The sequence below is a fragment of the Enterobacter sp. CC120223-11 genome (assembly GCF_900215375.1).
Taxonomy (GTDB): Bacteria; Pseudomonadota; Gammaproteobacteria; order Enterobacterales; family Enterobacteriaceae; genus Scandinavium.
Genome location: NZ_OBEF01000002.1, coordinates 85,075 through 102,438 on the forward strand (window position 1 = coordinate 85,075; position 17,364 = coordinate 102,438).

General features: G+C 53.9%; 15 protein-coding genes. 14 read left to right on the plus strand and 1 reads right to left on the minus strand.

Going from position 1 to position 17,364, the window contains the following annotated elements; translation table 11 throughout:
* Nucleotide 1: 1 nt before the first annotated feature.
* Genes CRO87_RS02655 through CRO87_RS02720 form a run of 14 tightly spaced genes read left to right on the plus strand, consistent with a single transcriptional unit; the run spans nt 2 to nt 15,550 of the window.
* Nucleotides 2-259 (plus strand): PAAR domain-containing protein, encoded by a 258-nt coding sequence (locus CRO87_RS02655; RefSeq protein ID WP_097161664.1) that lies wholly within the window; start codon nt 2-4, stop codon nt 257-259.
* Nucleotides 256-1,401 (plus strand): hypothetical protein, encoded by a 1,146-nt coding sequence (locus CRO87_RS02660; protein ID WP_097161379.1) that lies wholly within the window; start codon nt 256-258, stop codon nt 1,399-1,401. Before CRO87_RS02655 ends, CRO87_RS02660 begins: the two co-directional genes overlap by 4 nt.
* Complete coding sequence (locus tag CRO87_RS02665; RefSeq protein WP_097161380.1) at nt 1,382-4,735, plus strand: ImcF-related family protein; 3,354 nt, start codon at nt 1,382-1,384, stop codon at nt 4,733-4,735. The genes CRO87_RS02660 and CRO87_RS02665 overlap by 20 nt, the downstream gene beginning before the upstream one ends.
* Nucleotides 4,732-5,253, plus strand: a complete 522-nt coding sequence (gene tssJ, locus CRO87_RS02670) for a type VI secretion system lipoprotein TssJ (RefSeq protein ID WP_097161381.1) — start codon at nt 4,732-4,734, stop codon at nt 5,251-5,253. The genes CRO87_RS02665 and tssJ overlap by 4 nt, the downstream gene beginning before the upstream one ends.
* A gap of 32 nt (nt 5,254-5,285) precedes the next feature.
* Nucleotides 5,286-5,888: a CDP-alcohol phosphatidyltransferase family protein gene (locus CRO87_RS02675; protein WP_097161382.1), complete on the plus strand. Its 603-nt coding sequence runs from the start codon at nt 5,286-5,288 to the stop codon at nt 5,886-5,888.
* A complete protein-coding gene (locus CRO87_RS02680) occupies nt 5,881-6,810 on the plus strand; it encodes a phosphatidate cytidylyltransferase (RefSeq protein WP_097161383.1) in 930 nt (309 codons plus the stop codon). The genes CRO87_RS02675 and CRO87_RS02680 overlap by 8 nt, the downstream gene beginning before the upstream one ends.
* 9 nt (nt 6,811-6,819) lie before the next feature.
* Nucleotides 6,820-7,452 (plus strand): lysophospholipid acyltransferase family protein, encoded by a 633-nt coding sequence (locus tag CRO87_RS02685; RefSeq protein WP_097161384.1) that lies wholly within the window; start codon nt 6,820-6,822, stop codon nt 7,450-7,452.
* Complete coding sequence (locus tag CRO87_RS02690; RefSeq protein WP_097161385.1) at nt 7,449-9,212, plus strand: bifunctional alpha/beta hydrolase/class I SAM-dependent methyltransferase; 1,764 nt, start codon at nt 7,449-7,451, stop codon at nt 9,210-9,212. Before CRO87_RS02685 ends, CRO87_RS02690 begins: the two co-directional genes overlap by 4 nt.
* Nucleotides 9,205-10,527, plus strand: coding sequence for a phosphatase PAP2/dual specificity phosphatase family protein (locus CRO87_RS02695; protein ID WP_097161386.1), 1,323 nt, complete (start codon nt 9,205-9,207; stop codon nt 10,525-10,527). Before CRO87_RS02690 ends, CRO87_RS02695 begins: the two co-directional genes overlap by 8 nt.
* On the plus strand, nt 10,509-10,910 hold the full coding sequence (locus CRO87_RS02700) for a hypothetical protein (protein WP_176504251.1): 402 nt from the start codon (nt 10,509-10,511) through the stop codon (nt 10,908-10,910). Before CRO87_RS02695 ends, CRO87_RS02700 begins: the two co-directional genes overlap by 19 nt.
* Before the next feature lie 6 nt (nt 10,911-10,916).
* Complete coding sequence (gene tssF / locus CRO87_RS02705) at nt 10,917-12,701, plus strand: type VI secretion system baseplate subunit TssF (RefSeq protein ID WP_097161387.1); 1,785 nt, start codon at nt 10,917-10,919, stop codon at nt 12,699-12,701.
* The gene (tssG, locus tag CRO87_RS02710) at nt 12,698-13,732 is read left to right on the plus strand and encodes a type VI secretion system baseplate subunit TssG (protein ID WP_097161388.1); all 1,035 of its coding nucleotides are present in this window, start codon (nt 12,698-12,700) and stop codon (nt 13,730-13,732) included. Before tssF ends, tssG begins: the two co-directional genes overlap by 4 nt.
* Nucleotides 13,719-14,633, plus strand: a complete 915-nt coding sequence (locus tag CRO87_RS22455) for an IS1 family transposase (RefSeq protein ID WP_141398658.1) — start codon at nt 13,719-13,721, stop codon at nt 14,631-14,633. Before tssG ends, CRO87_RS22455 begins: the two co-directional genes overlap by 14 nt.
* Before the next feature lie 11 nt (nt 14,634-14,644).
* Nucleotides 14,645-15,550, plus strand: coding sequence for a hypothetical protein (locus CRO87_RS02720; protein ID WP_097161390.1), 906 nt, complete (start codon nt 14,645-14,647; stop codon nt 15,548-15,550).
* A gap of 78 nt (nt 15,551-15,628) precedes the next feature.
* Here CRO87_RS02720 and CRO87_RS02725 read toward each other — a convergent pair whose 3' ends face one another.
* On the minus strand, nt 15,629-16,594 hold the full coding sequence (locus CRO87_RS02725) for a hypothetical protein (RefSeq protein WP_141398659.1): 966 nt from the start codon (nt 16,592-16,594) through the stop codon (nt 15,629-15,631).
* Between the last annotated feature and the right edge of the window lie 770 nt (nt 16,595-17,364).

Below are 17,364 nucleotides of genomic sequence, written 5' to 3' on the forward strand. Positions count from 1 at the left end.
CCTGAAAAAGTTGATTCGCGTGGGGGATACCCTGAAGGAATATGGCGGTGAAGTGCTGAGCGGCAGCTATGAGGCTTTCGGTAAACCGGTGGCCTGCGTGGGGGATAAAGTTCGTTGTAATAAACACGGCATGACTACCATCGCTCAGGGAACACCCGGCAGCACGGTTAACGGCAAGGCCGTTTCGCTCGACGGCCATAAATGCGCCTGCGGCTGTACGCTTGTGAGTTCACTCAGCACGATGGATGTTCACGGATGATCTTCCCGCCTCGTTACCCGGAGTATGCCGAACTGCATCCCGCCCGATGGCGGCGATGGTGGATTGCGCTGCCGGTGATTTTGTTCCTGGCGGCACTGGCAACGATGCTGTTGTGGCCGGAGGGCAAACCTACCCGAACGCTGACCTTCTGGTTCTGGAGCGTGGTGTGTCCGTTGATTGTCTGGCTGGTCGCCGTCGCGCTGCGCTGGCTGGTCTGGCTTCAGTCCGTTTCGAATCGCGAAACGCACAGAGAAGAGATTGCGTCCTCTGTCCGGGCCTGGTGGCGACACCGTTCGCTTATGTTGCCTGTGGAAGCCGTGATGCTGGTTACGCCAGTGGGCGATAAAGAGGCTGACCATCAGGCGCTGTTGTCGCCGCCGTTTCCTGTGGTTCCGGTCACGGTCGATGACACTTCGGGTAATGCGCTGATGCATTGCCCGAAGGTGCTGGGGCTGGGAGGCCGGGAAAACCGGGCGGTGATGCTGGCTCGCTATCTGGGCCGTCTGGTGCTGACCCGTTTGCGCGAAGCCAATGAAAGCCGACCGGTGCAGGTGTTTTGCTGGCTGGGCGATGAGCAGAGCCTGAGCGCGTTCAGCCTGGTGCTGGAATCCGATGGTATTCGCCTGCCGGAAGATGTGCTTCAGCTGCAAAGTGCAGCCGAACTGGACAGGGTGATTGATGCCATACCCGACGATGAACACACCCTGCTGCTGTGCGCGGGGTTTGGTGAGGCAAAACCATCAGCGGAATACACCGCTTCGGAAGCCGGTTTTGCCTGGCTGTGTGGACACCAGGCTGAAGCCCTGATGACGCGCAGCGAAATACTCCTGCCTGACGCGGGGGAAGCCGCCGGGCAATTGACGGAGCAGCTTAGCCGCTATGCCGATCTGCGCGGTTTGCCGGAAGGTATGCTGGCCGCCGATTCATCCTCGATGGATGCGCTTTTACCGTCCGGCTGGTCAGCTGTCGATTACGTTCTGATGCCGTGGCTGGGGAACGCCGGGCCGGTTACGCCCTTCGTCATGCAGTCTCTGGCCGCGCTGTCAGCCCTTCAGGGGAAGTCCTGCGGCTGGACAGCGCCATTGATGGAATCTCAATTTATTACAGGAGTTTGCGTTCCCCGTGGAAACCTCCCGCACTGAACCCCGTCATTCATTATTCTGGCTGGTCACTGGCTATGTTATCGCGATCACCCTGCTGGTATTGCTCGGGGCGTTGCTCTATTACTTCACAGGAAGCAGTTTTGACCTGCCGGAGTTGTTGCCGGGGCAGATAGCCTTCCGGGCGGCGATGGTCTGGTTGGTGCTTATCTGGTTCTGTGCGCCGTTCATTCTGTGCTGGAAAGCGCTGGTTAAGCTCAAAGCGCGTGAGGCAACAGGTGCTACCGGGAATAAAAAACAGCGGCCACCGGAAAATCAGCTGGTCAAGGACATCACCACTCAGCTGCAATTCCAGTACGGCAGACACTGGCGCAGCAAGGTGCGCATCATGCTGATCGTCGGGGAAGAAAATGAGGTTGAGCAGGCCATTCCGGGGCTGACGACGCAGCACTGGCTGGAAGGACATGGGGCGTTGTTGCTGTGGCACGGAAGTCCGTTAGCTGAACCGGATGCCGCAGAATTAAAAGCGTTTCGCAAAATTCGTCGTCGCCTGGCTGATGCACTGGTCTGGGTCGTCAATGCTCAGACAGAACTCTCTCATGACTCGCTGGATACCGTGGCGCGTCAGCTGCAAAAACAGTATCACCTTCTGGGATGGGAAATACCGCTGTGGCTGTGGGAGACTCACGCCCTGGAATGGGAGCAGCCAGGTTTGCCAGCGCAGGGAACCGGTTTTCTCACGGCCCCCGGCGATGAAGCCGATGATTTTCGTCATTCCCTGAACCAGCTCGAAACCGAATTGGTTCGGCAGGGGATGCAGCAGACCCTTAATGACAGAAAGCATGGATTCCTGTTGCAGCTGGCGCACAGCCTCCGCGATGGCGGTACAGAAAGGCTGACGCATACACTCTCGCAGCTGGCAGAAGGTGCGCGTGCTCTGCCGCTTGCTGGGATGGTCTTCAGTCCTGCCATCACTTCGGGAACGGCCTCTTTACGACATGCCTGGCAACCGGGTAAAGCCTGGCTGGATTTGCTCGCGCAGCGCTGGCGAAAGCCGGTGGCAACGGGAGTGTCGTGGCGCAGGTCGTTACTGCTGGCCTGTACCTGCCTGTTGGCCTTCTTGCTGGCAGCAACCGCTTTTTCCTGGGTGGCGAACCTGCGTCTGATGCAGGCCGATCGGCAGCTTGCGCAGAGTGCCATCGATACGCGCCAGCCAATGCCGAAAAGGCTGATGGCGCTTTATCAGCTGCAACATGAAATTGAACGCCTGCAACACCGACAGCAGTACGGTGCGCCGTGGTATATGCGTATGGGGTTGAGTCGAAACGATGACGTACTGGACGCACTCTGGCCTTACTGGCAGCAGGCGGCAATGCCGTTACTGCGGGATGCGTCGGCACAACATCTGTCTTCGCTGATGAATACCTGGCGCAATCTGCCTCCTGATGACCCTCAGCGAGCCGCACAGTCAAAAGTGATGTATGACCAGCTTCGCGCGTACCTGATGCTCTCCCGCCCGGATAAAGCAGACCCGGCTTTCTTCGGTTCGACGGTGATGCAGTTCTGGCCGCAGCGCGAGGGTGTGCAGGATGGCACCTGGCGAGCGGTCGGCAACAGTATGCTGACGTTTATGATGCAGAACCTCCCGGCTCACCTTGAGTGGAGGATTACGCCGGATATGCGTCTGGTCAGCGGGATGCGCACCGGCTTGCTTCGCCAGATTGGGGCCAGCAATGCGGAGTCTACCCGCTATCAGAAGATGATTGAGCAGGTATCCCGTGATTACGCAGATATGACGCTGAGTGCAATGGTGAACGGCACGGACAGCAGCCAGTTGTTCAGTACCGACGTGACCGTACCCGGCGTATTCACACGTAAGGCGTGGGAGGAAGACGTTCAGCCTGCCATTGAGAAGCTGGCGAAGTCACGCCGGGAAGAAATTGACTGGGTGCTCAGCGATGCGCAGCATTCCAGTGATACCGCCGATACGGTTTCCCCGGAGACGCTGAAAGCCCGGCTGACGGCGCGGTACTTCTCTGATTATTCCGGGGCGTGGCTTAAATTCCTCAACAGCCTGCAATGGCATCAGGCCGGAAGCCTGTCGGAGTCGATTGATCAGCTGACCCTGTTGGCAGATGTACGACAGTCACCGTTGATTGCGCTGGTGAACACTCTGAACGTGCAGGGGCGTGCCGGGCAAACCGGGGGCGACCTAACCGACTCGCTGGTGAGTTCAGCGAAAAATCTGATCCACAGTGATAAAGCGAACACGGCTATTCAGCAGGCTGGAAATGAGGCGCATGGGCCACTTGATGCAACCTTTGGCCCGTTACTGTCACTGACGGGCGGAGACGCTTCGCAAAACAGCCTGAGCCTGCAAACCTTCCTGACCCGCATCACCCGCGTTCGCCTGCGTCTTCAGCAGGTGACGAACGCACCCGATCCGCAGGCGATGATGCAGTCACTGGCGCTGACGGTATTTCAGGGCAAGGCGGTCGATCTAACCGACACCCGCGACTACGGCAGTCTGATCGCTGCGAGTCTCGGCCAGGAGTGGAGTGGCTTCGGCCAGACGGTTTTTGTCCAGCCAATGATTCAGGCCTGGGAACAGGTACTTTCCCCGACCTCTGAGAGCCTTAACAGCCAGTGGCAAAGCGATATTGTGACGCCGTGGAATGCGTCATTTGCAGACCGTTATCCGTTTACCGAACGTCAGAGCGAGGCTTCACTGCCTGAGCTGGCGCAGTTTATGCGCTCAGACACCGGGCGTATTGCGCAGTTTATCCAGACCCGTCTGGGTGGCCTGCTACGCCTTGAAGGTGATAAGTGGGTGCCGGATGCGATGAACAGCCAGGGGCTGACGTTTAGTCCGGCGTTTCTCACTGCGCTTAACCGCCTGACCCGTGTCGCGAATGTGGCTTTTGCGCATGGCGACGTGGCGCTGCATTTTCAGCTGATGGCGAAACCTTCCCGTGATGTGGTGGAGTCCGATCTGACGCTGGACAGGCAGAAACTCCAGTATTTCAACCAGGAAGAAAGCTGGCAGACCCTGACCTGGCCGGACAATCGCTGGCAGCCCCAGACCACGCTCACCTGGCGCACGGTGAAAACCGGCGCACGTCTCTATTCCGATGAGCCGGGAAGCTGGGGCTTCATACGCCTGCTGGATAAAGCGCTGGTGACGAGCCTGGGTGACAACCTTTACCGCGTGGCCTGGATAACACCGGACGGCGTGGCCCTGAACTATCAGCTGCGCACCGAGCTGGGCAAAGGGCCGTTGTCGCTGCTCGATCTGCGTGGGTTTATGCTGCCATCACAGATTTTCTCAACCGGTGGTATTGCCGCAGCGGGAACCCGTACCGGAGGTGAACAATGAAAATCCGTCCATCCAGAAAGCTGCTGTTGTGTCTGCCACTTTTGCTGCTGAGTAGCTGTGGCCTGTACCAGAAGACAAAACAGGGTACGCAGAGCGTGGCGAAAGCGATTTTCTATCGCCAGGTGGAAACACTGCACCTGAGCTTCGCTGCCCGGAGCGCCATTAACGCCGATGATGCGCAGCAGGCGATGCCGCTGTGTATCCGCGTCCTGCAACTGAGCGACCGCAAGGCCTTTGATAACGCCGAATACACTGACTTGCTGACACAAGCTGATGTGGCTCTGAAAGATTCACTCGTTACTCAACGCCAGATAAGTGTTTACCCTGGTCAGGCGATGAATCTTGATATTCCGATGGATGAGAAGGCGCAATTTGTGGCTGTTGTCGGGCTGTTCCGTAAGCCGGACAGAACCCGTAGCACCTGGAAGCTGGTGCTAAGCCGAGATGATCTTGACCCGGATGAGCCGCGAGTCATTGAGGTCCAAGATAACACGCTGTTTTTACGACCATTGAAATAAAACCCCGTCAAACACAAGGCAGGAGCCATAACGTGACGCTGTATGACATCAAACCTAAGTTTCAGAATTTACTTCGCCCCACCGTCGTCCGACTGCATGCCATTGGAGTGACGGCAAACCAGGTAACGCTATTGGCAATGCTGGCCTCGGTTCTGCTCGGCGGTGTGTTGATGTGTTTCCCGAAACCGCTGTTATTTATCTCGCTGCCGGTCTTCCTCTTTTTCCGTATGGCGCTGAATGCCATCGACGGCATGTTAGCGAGGGAGTTTAACCAGCAGTCCAGGCTTGGGGCGATCCTCAATGAAGTCGGCGACATTATTGCTGATGCTGCGCTCTATCTTGCATTTGCTTTTGTGACCGGGGTTTCGCCATGGCTGGTTGTGCTGGTGGTGTTGCTGTCGTGGCTGACAGAGTTTTGCGGTGTTATCGCTCAGACGCTGACGGGCAGTCGAAATTATCGTGGTCCGATGGGTAAAAGCGACCGCGCCTTTGTTCTGGGGGCTTTAGGTTTGTTTATCGCGCTTTGGCCGCAGTATATCGTCGCTGCCAATATCGTCTTTGGTGCCTCGGCGGTGCTGCTGGCCTGGACCTCAATCAACCGCTGCCGCAGCGCGCTGGAGGTCAAAAATGCCTGATTCTCTGCATACATTGTATTACTGCCTCGGCGGGATCTTCAGCGTTTTGGTTCTGGCAACTGTTATCATTTTCGTCTTAAAAAAATGCCGCCCGCAGCGCGACTGGTTGGAGCTTCAGCAACGAGTTAACAGCTGGTGGGTCATCGTTGGCTTATTTTCACTGGCGATGCTCTCACCAAAAGGGCTGGCGCTCACCTTCTTTGGATTTCTCAGCTTCCTGTCACTGAAGGAATATCTGACCCTGGCACCGACTCGCCGCTCCGATAGCGTGCCGTTGCTGTGGATGTATGCCGCGATCCCGCTGCAATACATTTGGGTGGGCATATCGTGGTACGGCATGTTCATTATCTTCATCCCGATTTACGTCTTTCTATTCCTGCCCGCCCGCATGGTGCTCGTCGGTGATACGAAGGGATTCCTGCATTCTGCATCCGTCATGCACTGGGGCATGATGACAACGGTCTTTGCTTTAAGCCATGTTGCGTTTCTGATGATGTTGCCTGGCGTGGATACCAAAGCCGGGGCATTGCTGGTGATATTCCTGGTGGCGACCACCGAGCTTAACGATATTGCGCAATATCTGTGGGGAAAATCATTGGGCAAAATCAAGGTCACACCGAAGGTCAGTCCGAATAAAACGCTGGCCGGATTGCTGGGCGGCGTGCTGACCACTACGCTGCTGGCGGCTATTTTCGGCCCACTGCTGACGCCGATGAACTGGATCCACTCGCTGGGTGCCGGGGTGATTATCGGCCTGAGCGGGTTCTGCGGCGATGTGGTGATGTCGGCCATCAAGCGTGATTTTGGTGTGAAAGACTCCGGGAAATTGCTGCCGGGGCACGGTGGCATTCTTGACCGTCTGGATTCGCTGATTTACACCGCGCCGCTGTTCTTCCACTTCTATTACTACTTCTACGTATAAGGGGCGCAGATGAACCGTTTTCTGCGCTGGATCTTTACGTTGTGCATCGCGTACCCGGTGGTCTGGATTTGGCTGGGCGTTCGCGTGTCGGGTCGCAAAAAGCTGCCTGTAGAAGGTCCGGCCATTATCGTGGCGAACCACAACAGCCATCTGGATGTGCTGACGCTGTTCACGCTGTTTCCACTCTCAACGCTGGTGAACGTGCAGCCCGTGGCGGCAGCAGACTATTTCCTGCGTAACAAAGTGATTGGCTGGTTCGCACTCAAGGTCATTGGCATCATCCCCGTTTATCGCGGAGCCCATCAGGCCAATCCGCTGCAGGCCTGCGTTGATGCGCTGGAAGCAAAGAAAATTGTGATTATTTTCCCCGAAGGCACGCGCGGCGAGCCGGGGAAATTCTCAGAGATAAAATCCGGCATCTGGCATTTAAGCCAGCAGTGCCCGGATGTGCCGATTATCCCTGTCTACATGCACGGTCTGGACCGCTCAATGGGCAAAGGGCAGAAAATCCCCGTGCCGTTTTTTATCGACATCTTTATCGACGAACCGCTGTTTTACGACGCGGATAAGGTCACGTTTAAGCAATCGTTATTTACTCGTTTCGTCACATTACAACAGCAAGTGACAAGGAAAATCACATGAGTCAGGAAGCGCGTATATTTCAGGAAAGTACATTTGCAACCAGCGATGATGAGTCGCTTTATTTTCGCCACTGGCCTGCAACGGAAGGCAACGGTAAGAAAGTGATCGTGCTGTTTCACCGAGGGCATGAACATTCCGGGCGTCTGCAGCATATTGTCGACGAGTTGGTCATGCCCGATACGCATTTCTACGCCTGGGATGCCCGCGGCCACGGTCAGTCGCCGGGTGATCGTGGTTACAGTCCGAGCCTTGCTCGCTCTGTTCTGGACGTGGATGAGTTTGTTCGTTTTGTGGCGAAGGACGCGCAGGTCAGCCTTGAGGATATCGTGGTGATTGCGCAGAGCGTGGGGGCTGTACTGGTCTCCACCTGGGTCCATGACTATGCGCCGAAAATTAGGGGGATGGTGCTGGCTTCTCCGGCCTTTAAGGTCAAGCTGTATGTGCCGTTCGCCCGAACGGGCCTTGCGTTGATGCAGCGGATCCGTGGCCTGTTCTACGTCAACTCCTACGTGAAAGGGAAATTCCTTACCCACGATCCGGAGCGTGTCGCCAGTTTTGAGCAGGATAAGCTCATCACGCGGGCAATCGCGGTGAACATTCTTCTCGATCTCTACAAAACGGCTGAGCGTATTGTGTCCGACTCTGCCGCCATTACGCTGCCAACCCAATTGCTTATTTCCGGTGATGATTTTGTAGTGCATGCGAAGCCGCAAAAACAGTTCTATGCCGGTTTGCGCAGTGCCATCAAAGAGCAGCATATCTTACCTGGTTTCTATCACGATACGCTGGGCGAAAAAGATCGCGCCCTGGCCTTCGATAAAATGAAAATCTTTATCGATAAACTCTATGCGACAAAACCTTACAACTTCGATTACAGCCATGAAGACCAGTGGAGCCCGAGCGCGGATGCCTACCGCGAACTGCAGGCTCCGCCAAAAGCCCGCTCGCTGGAGGGGATGTTCTATTCCTCATTGAGCTATGGCATGAAAACGGTCGGCAGACTGTCGAAAGGGATGCGTCTGGGCTACGAGACCGGCTTTGATTCCGGCAGTACGCTGGATTATGTGTACCGTAACTACCCGGAAGGTAACGGTATTCTTGGGCGCATGATAGACAGGCACTACCTTAACAGCATTGGCTGGCAGGGGATCCGGGTACGAAAAATCAATATTCAGCAAGTCATTGAGCAGGCGGTCACAAAGCTGAAAGACTGCAGTTTGCCCGTTCGCGTAGTGGATATTGCAGCCGGACACGGGCGCTATGTGCTCGACGCACTGGAGAAGCATCAGGATATCGAAAGTATCCTGCTGCGTGATTACAGCGATCTGAACGTTGAAAAAGGCCAGACCATGATTGAAGAGCGAGGGTTAAGCCACGTCGCTCAGTTCAAAAAGGGCAATGCTTTCGACTATGACTCTCTTGCTTCGCTCGATCCTGCTCCAACTTTGGGGATCGTTTCCGGGCTGTATGAACTCTTCCCGGATAACGACTTAATTAAAGCCTCGCTTGCCGGGCTGGCAGCTGCAATACCGCCTGGCGGCGTGCTGGTTTACACCGGGCAGCCGTGGCATCCGCAGTTAAAAACCATCGCCTATACCTTAACCAGCCATCAGAACGGCATTCCGTGGATGATGCGTGTTCGCACCCAGAAAGAGATGGATACGCTGGTGGAGCAGGCGGGCTTCGAGAAATGCCATCAGGTGATTGATGAGTTCGGTATTTTCACCGTCTCGCTGGCCGTGAGAAAACAGCATGGCTGAGTCCATGCTCATGCAGAGCAAAGTCAGCCTCTGGAAACAGGGGCTGTGCTGGCTGGTTCTGTTGGGACCCCTGTTTTTCCTCAGCTATGGGCAGGTGAATCAGTTCACGGCCACACGTGATGATGTGGGAAGCATGGTCCTTGGCTGGGAACATGCTATCCCGTTTATGCCCTGGACCATCGTGCCTTACTGGAGCATTGACCTGCTGTATGGCATTTCATTGTTTATTTGTACTTCAAAGCACGAGCTGACCCGCCACGGCTGTCGGCTGCTCGCCGCATCGCTTATTGCCTGCGTGGGCTTTCTTCTCTTTCCGCTGAAATTCACCTTCGTGCGCCCGGAAACGCAGGGGATGTTTGGCTGGCTGTTTCAACAGCTCGAACAGTTTGATTTGCCTTATAACCAGGCCCCGTCGCTGCATATCATCCTGACATGGATGCTGTGGCTGCGTTTTCGTCAGCATCTGGGGAAGGGCGCAAGGCTGCTATCCGGTGCGTGGTTTTGGCTGATAGCGGTATCTGTGCTCACCACCTGGCAGCACCATTTCATCGATGTCGTTAGCGGCATTGTGGTCGGAGTGCTGATTAGTTATGCCATCCCGGTTGAAGGTCACTGGCGGTGGATGCGCCCGTCAGCGCACGCCATGCGGCTCGCCGCTAAATATTGTGCTGGTGGGATAGTGTTTTTACTGGCGGGATTGTGGATCCCCCACGGCTTCATTTTGCTGTGGCTTGCTGCGGCACTATTGCTGGTGGCTGCAGGCTATGCCGGGCTCGGTGTGTCGGTGTTCCAGAAAAATAATCACGGCGATTTGTCCCTCTCTGCCCGTTGGCTGCTGTTCCCCTATATAGCCGGGGTATGGCTTTCAAAAAAATGGTTTTCCCAACGGATATCCCGAAGCAACACCATTTATAACGGCGTGGTACTGGGTCGTTTTCCTGATAAAACCGTGGCGCAGGCCGCAGTCCTCGACCTGACAGCTGAATTTCATAAAGGCAAGCGCAAAACGGCGTGCTGGGAAGCTTATCCGCTGATGGATTTAGTGGTACCGGAAAATCAGGATATCTGGCAGGCCGTCATGAAGCTCCGCCAACTGCAGCAGGGACATAAAAGTGTACTTGTGTGCTGCGCCTTAGGTTTATCCCGCAGTGCAACGATTGTTGCGGCCTGGCTGTTAAGTGAAGGGCACGCCGGGTCGGTCACGCAGGCCGTGGCGTTAATCAAATCCCAACGACCCCAGGTGGTGCTTACGCTCGCCCATCTTCAGGTTCTGGAAACGTTCAGCAAGGAGCTGCAATGTCAGATATCACCATGACCAACAAAATCATGCAAATTCATCTGTCGAGCTGGCGCTACTTTGCTGCTCTGACGCTGCCACCTTTGGTGTTGATCTTTAACCTGTTGTTTTCAGCCGATTGCGTGTTGTTGATGGGGCTCTTTTTGTTGGCTCATTATTACTGCTGGCGTCTGTGGCTGGATGAACGACTTTTTCAGCTCATAGAGAGTGAAAGCGATCTTGCTGAGTTTGATAACGGAATGGTGCATTTGTGGGGAAAAAAGCCAGGCTGCACTCGCACGTTGGCTGAACGCTGGCATGGGACGAAAACCCTTTTTCACCGGGCGATATTCTCGCTAATGGCATTGTGGGTTGCCTCATTGTGCACGGTCCTTTATCAGGTTTTAACGTTGGTGGATTAACCCGTTATGAATGACCATGATTTTCTGAAATATTTCGACAGTGAAATGCGCTGGCTGAAAGCGGCTGCGCGAGAATTTGCCGAACAGTACCCGGAGGCAGGACGACGCCTCGGTGTGGATCACTTGTCACATAAAGCCGACGATTCAGTAGAGCAACTGTTCCAGGGCTTTTCGCTGATGATGGCACAGCTGCGTCGCAAGCTGGATGACGATATTCCCGAACTGACAGAGCCGTTGCTGGGCCATCTGCTGCCGATAGCCAACCGGACGCAACCTTCAATGGCCGTGGTCGAGTTGACCCCGGAAATGGTTGCGCAGGTCAGGGATGTGGTGATCCCCGCAGGCACGACACTGTTGACCCGGCCAATGGATGACACCGGCCTGCGCTGCCCGTACCGCACGACCGATGAACTGGTGCTGCACCCGCTGGAGCTGCGTAACGTCCGGCGACAGTGGCATCCTGACGGTCATCAGGTGCTGACTCTGAAGTTTTCATTCAGCCAGTACGCTGACCCGTCACAAACGGATTTAAGTCAGATCCCACTCTATATCCACGGTGATCGTCCTTTACAGTCGATGTTGTATCTGGCGCTGACACATCATGTCTCGCATACCACGGTGCGCCTGCCGCAAACTGGCAATCTCGACCCTCAACCTTTTCACGGTAAGCTGTTGTCGCGCTGGCAGCAAAACTGGTCGTCAGTCTGGCCGGAGAGTGACAGCCCGGCGCTGTGCGGTGAGGTTCGCCCGTTACTGGAATACTTCAGCTTCCCGGCCCGATTTGCGTTCTTTACTCTGACAGGTCTTGAAAGGTTGCCGCTTGGAGAAGATTGCCAGCATTTTGAACTGGAGTTTCATCTGAGCACTCCCCTGAACCGTGATATTCCCGTGCCGGAAGATATTCTGCGTATCCACTGTGTACCGCTGATTAATCTGTTTTCGCTTAACGCTGAACCCCTGAAGGTTGAACCCGCAACGCTGGATTACCGGCTTCGGCCACACCGGCTTCGCGATCACCACACCGAAATCTACAGCGTGGATAAGGTGGCCGCGAGTGAGACGCTGGATAAACGCCAGTATGTGCCGTATCGACAGTTCCGGCACAAGGGCGGGATGTTAGCGCGTAAGGAGAGCTGGCCTGAACGTTACTATCACACACGCATCTGGCGCGGGGTTAGCGGCCTGCATGAAACGTTGCTGATGTTGGGCGGTACGTCCGGGGAGCAGGATCTCCAGGAAGAAAATGCCACGCTGTTTATGAACATCACCTGTACCAACGGTAACTATCCACGTATGGCGCTGGATGCTGCGGTTTTTGACGGCACAGCCACAACAGGCAATCAGACACTGCTCTGTCAGACACGGCATGCGCCCTCGATGCCATGCTACCCGCCGCTATCGCAACTCCACCAGTGGCATATCATGGCACAGCTGCACCCCCGCGCCCTGAGTCAGATGATAAGCGATGCAGAGAATCTTCGGGATGTGTTGCAGCTGTTTAACTGGACGGAAGATGAAAACAACCGCCGCCGAATTGAGGGTATCCGGCAGGTCAGCTATCAGCAGGCGTACAATTCATCTCGCCGCTGGCACGGAGTTCGAATCCGCATCGAGCTGGACGAAACACAGTTCAGCGGAGTGGGGGATGCGCGGTTGTTCTGCGAATTACTGGAGCAGTTTTTTGCACAGTACGCCAGTGTTATCCGCTTTACGCAGCTGACGGTGGTGCTTAGCGAATCTGGCTCGGAATGGACGTGGCCTGAACGAAGGATTGACAGGGTATTGATGTGAGCGGCACAGAAGACAAGAAAACCCTGCCGCCATTCTGGCTGGACAGTGAGGGTAACGATCAGACTGCCCGGTTTAATTTCTATCGATTCTGCCAGTTGCTGGAGAAGACCAGCGGGAATTCGCTGGGTACAGGTTTATACCCCGACAGCGATCCGGTGCGCTTCAGGCCAGACCCTCATCTGGGGTTTCCATCCAGTGAACTGAAACGTACTGAAACAGACCCGGATAACCCGGATGCGCCGCCAACCGTCAGAACAAAGTTCCTGGGATTGTACGGCGTGGATTCGCCGCTGCCGACAGCCTATATCGATGATATCAACCAGGGGCGGGAAGGGGCTGATGCAATGGCCGCGTTCCTCGATATATTCAACCACCGGTTGATGACGCAGTTTTACCGTATCTGGAAGAAATACAGCTATCCGGCCACGTTTGAAGATGGCGGCAGGGATAAGTTTTCCCGCAGTCTAATGGCGTTAGCCGGAGTTTCCCATAGCAGGGAACTCCCCCCTTCGCGGTTACTGGCAATTTTGCCAGCAATGTTACATCCGACTCATACGACTGAAGGTGTGGCTGCCATCATTCGTAGTCAGGCCCCGAATACACAGGTAAAGGTTATCCCGCATCACCCTGTCTGGATGCCTGTCGCTGAACCTGCGCGAATGTCGATTAATGGGGGAATGACGCTGGGCGAACGTCCGATTCTGGGGGATGAGGTCGAAGATGCAAACTACTGCATGCGCATTGAAATGAATACAGAGGATGCCGATGAGGCTAAAGGCTGGATGCCGCGAGGCCAGTTGCGCAGGGATGTGTTCGCGCTGCTGAAGACCTACCTGGGATGCGATTACGACGCCAGCCTGCACCTGACTGTTCCGGTGCGTTTGCTGCCGCGTCCGAGGCTTGGCGACCCGGATCTCTTTTCGGGATATAACATTATGCTTGGACTTCGGGATGACAATGAAGATCAAATGCCGCAGACGATGCGGATGAGGATAGGGAAGTTACGGGGAAGGGATTTTGACGAAGAGTAGTTTCTCTGGGTCTTACAATTATCATCGATTTCTGCCACCAGAGCTGCATCGGGATGCTGATGCACTGATTGACTGGCTGGCAATCATTCCTTACCTGAAGCCAGAGCATTGCCCGCATTGCGAGAGCCCGGTATTCCACACCAACGGCAGATCGCCTAAAGATCAAATTATTAACTATCGCTGTAGCCGCTGCAAAAAAGGGTTTTCACCGCTGACGGGGACGCTGTTGGCCCGGAGTCGGCATATTCCCTTGTGGCCGGTGTACGCTGCCGCCCGTTTATCTGGACTCAGTACCGCTGAATTAGTGGCAGCACTGAAGATTTCGGAACCGACATGCCTGCATAAGGATCGCGTTATAGCCAGTGTAATGCGAACTTACTGGCCTGCACTCTGTGCCTGGTGGGAACCCCATTACGAACGACGTGATCCTGATTTTACGCCGGAGGTTACGGTTGAAGCAGAACGGCTGAAAAACTGGTATCGGACGCTGAAAACTCTGGAAACAGCAACTTGTCCGCTTTGCGGAGGAACACAGACTGTCCGAACGAAAGAACGCCCAAGTTTCCGGTGTCGTCCTTGTGACCGTAATTTCAGTCTGCTGAGCAGACTCCCTGTCTCCGGTCTGCGTTTTTTTGAAAGCTGGGGTGAGGGTATTAACGCGCTGGTGGCCGGGGATAGCGTCACTGACATTAAACGGTGTATGAAAATGAGCCTTTCTGCGGCAATTTTGTGGGAAAAACGCATGATGCTCATGCTTGAGATAATGGAGCTGCATGCACTAAAGGCCTGGATACTGTGGCAGCGAAACCGCGACCGGCATCGTCGTGCCATGCTTGTACATCATCATGGTGTGCGTTTCCCGCAGGCTGGACTGGTCAGATCACAGCGCAAGAAAACCTGAAGGAGAACGTGATGGAGTCTGCTCGTGACAGACGTACCGAGGAAATTGTCGAGGCTGAAGACCTGTGGTTGCTGGATGATATTGATACCACCGGTTATATATGCTGGGGATGTGGGATCGAGATGTATCCCTCAGCCTGGCAAAAAGGCAGCAAGAAAAGGCCCTCGTTTAATAAAATGCCGGGGAAAGAACATATTAACTGCGATGCTGATGCTGAAAGCACGGTTGTTAAACAGGGCCAAAAGAAAAGCGTCCGCGATCTGCTGGACAGCGCACCGGGTTTGATGCCTGCAGGGTTAAGATTGATTGAAAAACGCCCAGTTGTTGATCCTGACGCTACTGGTAGTGAAAACAATTCCAGATCTGCGCGTTCTGCATCGTCAACATCCCATGAGGGCAATGCCCCAACACGGCAATCGCGCCGCCCGGTTAATACTATTCGCCAGATTTGCCGTGCATTCATCCGCTTCCCGCATGATCGGGATATATCGCTGAACATACCGGGAATTGATGCTCACACCTACAAGTCCGTGTTTAGAAAGCTGAGGGATCCCATACAACTCTACCCACATCGTCGCGTCAACTATTCGACTCTGGTCTGGCAGAAATTCGAGCAGTCAGAGGACAGACTCGTCATTTTTCTCTCAGGGGAGTGGGCACCGGATGAGTTTGGAAATCCCAGGCCATCACGCCCTTACAAACTTCATATCGAATGGGGTGACTGGTCGCAAGCTAAACGCACATTAGTTCGACAGGAACTGGAGGTCGCTAAGGAAGAAGCAAAGGAAGCTAAGAAAAAAAGACTCAGCGACAGAGCGCAGATTTTCTTCATTGGCGAGCAGAATGCCGATAATCCTGAGATCTTCCATGTTACTGATTACCGGCTAATTTGTGCGATCGTGGGGCATATCACTTAACAGTAAATGTGGGAAAGGCCACCCCCTAAAGAAGTGGCCTTGAACATGCCGGGCGGCAGCGCTTGTTAGAAAGGATAATCAATCGGTTAGCTCGTATAAAGAGACAGTTTCTTCGTCAGGCGCGAAAAAGCCGGTGGTTTCTGAATGACTTACCCCGTCACGGTATAAATAGCAGACAAGATTACCGCTGGCCCAGCTAGTGCCAACGACCGGTAGCGAGAAGAACCCATTATAGAAGGCTACCACGGAATCCAGTCGTTCGAGTTCAACGCCGAAGTAGCGGTAAAGGTACTTTCGGATGAAACGATACATCACCGCCTTATAGTCATCTATCCCGCCAGATCGCCGACTTAGCTTACCGTTAGCAGGATTACCAAAGAATGCCCGTTCGATACGACACATACGGATCAGCAGGCGATCCCGTTCACCAGACAACACATCGCAGAAACCGAGTACCGCCAGCAGCTCCAGGTAGATGGGGAAATGCAAAGAAATCTCAGTCACCCTTTCGATGCTAAACAATATTGATGCTGTCTCATATTGCTTAAACCGCCATAGCTCATCGCGTAACAGGCTGAATAGCGGGAGTTCGTGTTGAATTCCTTTAAAATTAGGATCCCGGCTGGAGCTCCCATGAAAAAGCCTGGGTCTCTCAAGCCCACTCAACGCTTCTGTAACGGCCTCTACGCCATAATGGTCGGTCAGGCCTGTAAGAAGGTTATCTCCCATCGGAATTAGCTCACCATGCGATACAACACCTCTGAAGGTATGAGCCTGGCAGGGGATAGCAGAATTGTTCTTACGATTGATGAACTTAGGTGCGATGAGGATATTATCAGGGATATTAGCTCCACCTGCACCGACCGGATACAGATGACAAAGTTCCAGTTCCAACAAAGGCTTAGGTTTATACTTGCCTGAATTCAGGGGGATGATGGTATAACTTCGCTGATACGATCCTTTACCTACATAAAGCCTGAGCAACGCTATGATGTCGTCAACAGAGGTTACAGAGCCTAATTTCAACGGGCTACGATCGATCATATACTGGACATTCTTCATGTATGACCAGTTCATGAGCTTGCTGAGCTGCGAAACATCCAGCCTACGTTCAGATTCCCGTCGACATGCAACGCTACAATACAGCTGATTCCTTGTACCGGCTAACGTGCTGGTACAGCCTTTATTTGCACAGACCTGCTTGGCATGTTCTTCACGTTGATTCTTGCGTAGCAGATATTCAGTGTAATGTTCGTAACAATAGCCTGCTAAGTAGGCCCTTCTGGTATCTCTAATGTAACTAAGCACTTTACCACATGGCTTAATTTTACACCGCTTCATGACATTAGCTCAATATAAACACCCCTGTGATAGGGTGATGCTGTAGTGATATTGAATGAGGTATGTATTAATCTATTATAATAATATAATGCAAAATAAATATAATGACAGCAGAACACCTAGGCGCCATATACCTTATTTATGCACCAATAAAACCTCAATTTTCTGTCGTATTCGATTCCGTCCAACTTAATGCTGAAATACGATTTCACAATCGATAGTAAAGTCATTTTTGGGGAAAATCCAGTTGAGAATTCGGACCTGGATCTGCCTGAAACTGATGGTGCAACACATGGTACTTTTAACGTTTTGTACTTTCACTGCATTCTCCGTGTACTAACTTTTGAACCAAATGTATTTATTGTGTTACTAGATGTAACTTGGCGGGCAGGCATCAGCAATCTTCATTGATTGCAAGACAGCGCTAATGGGAGAAAAAATTGTATTTCTGTTTTCGTGAACACGCGAAAGTG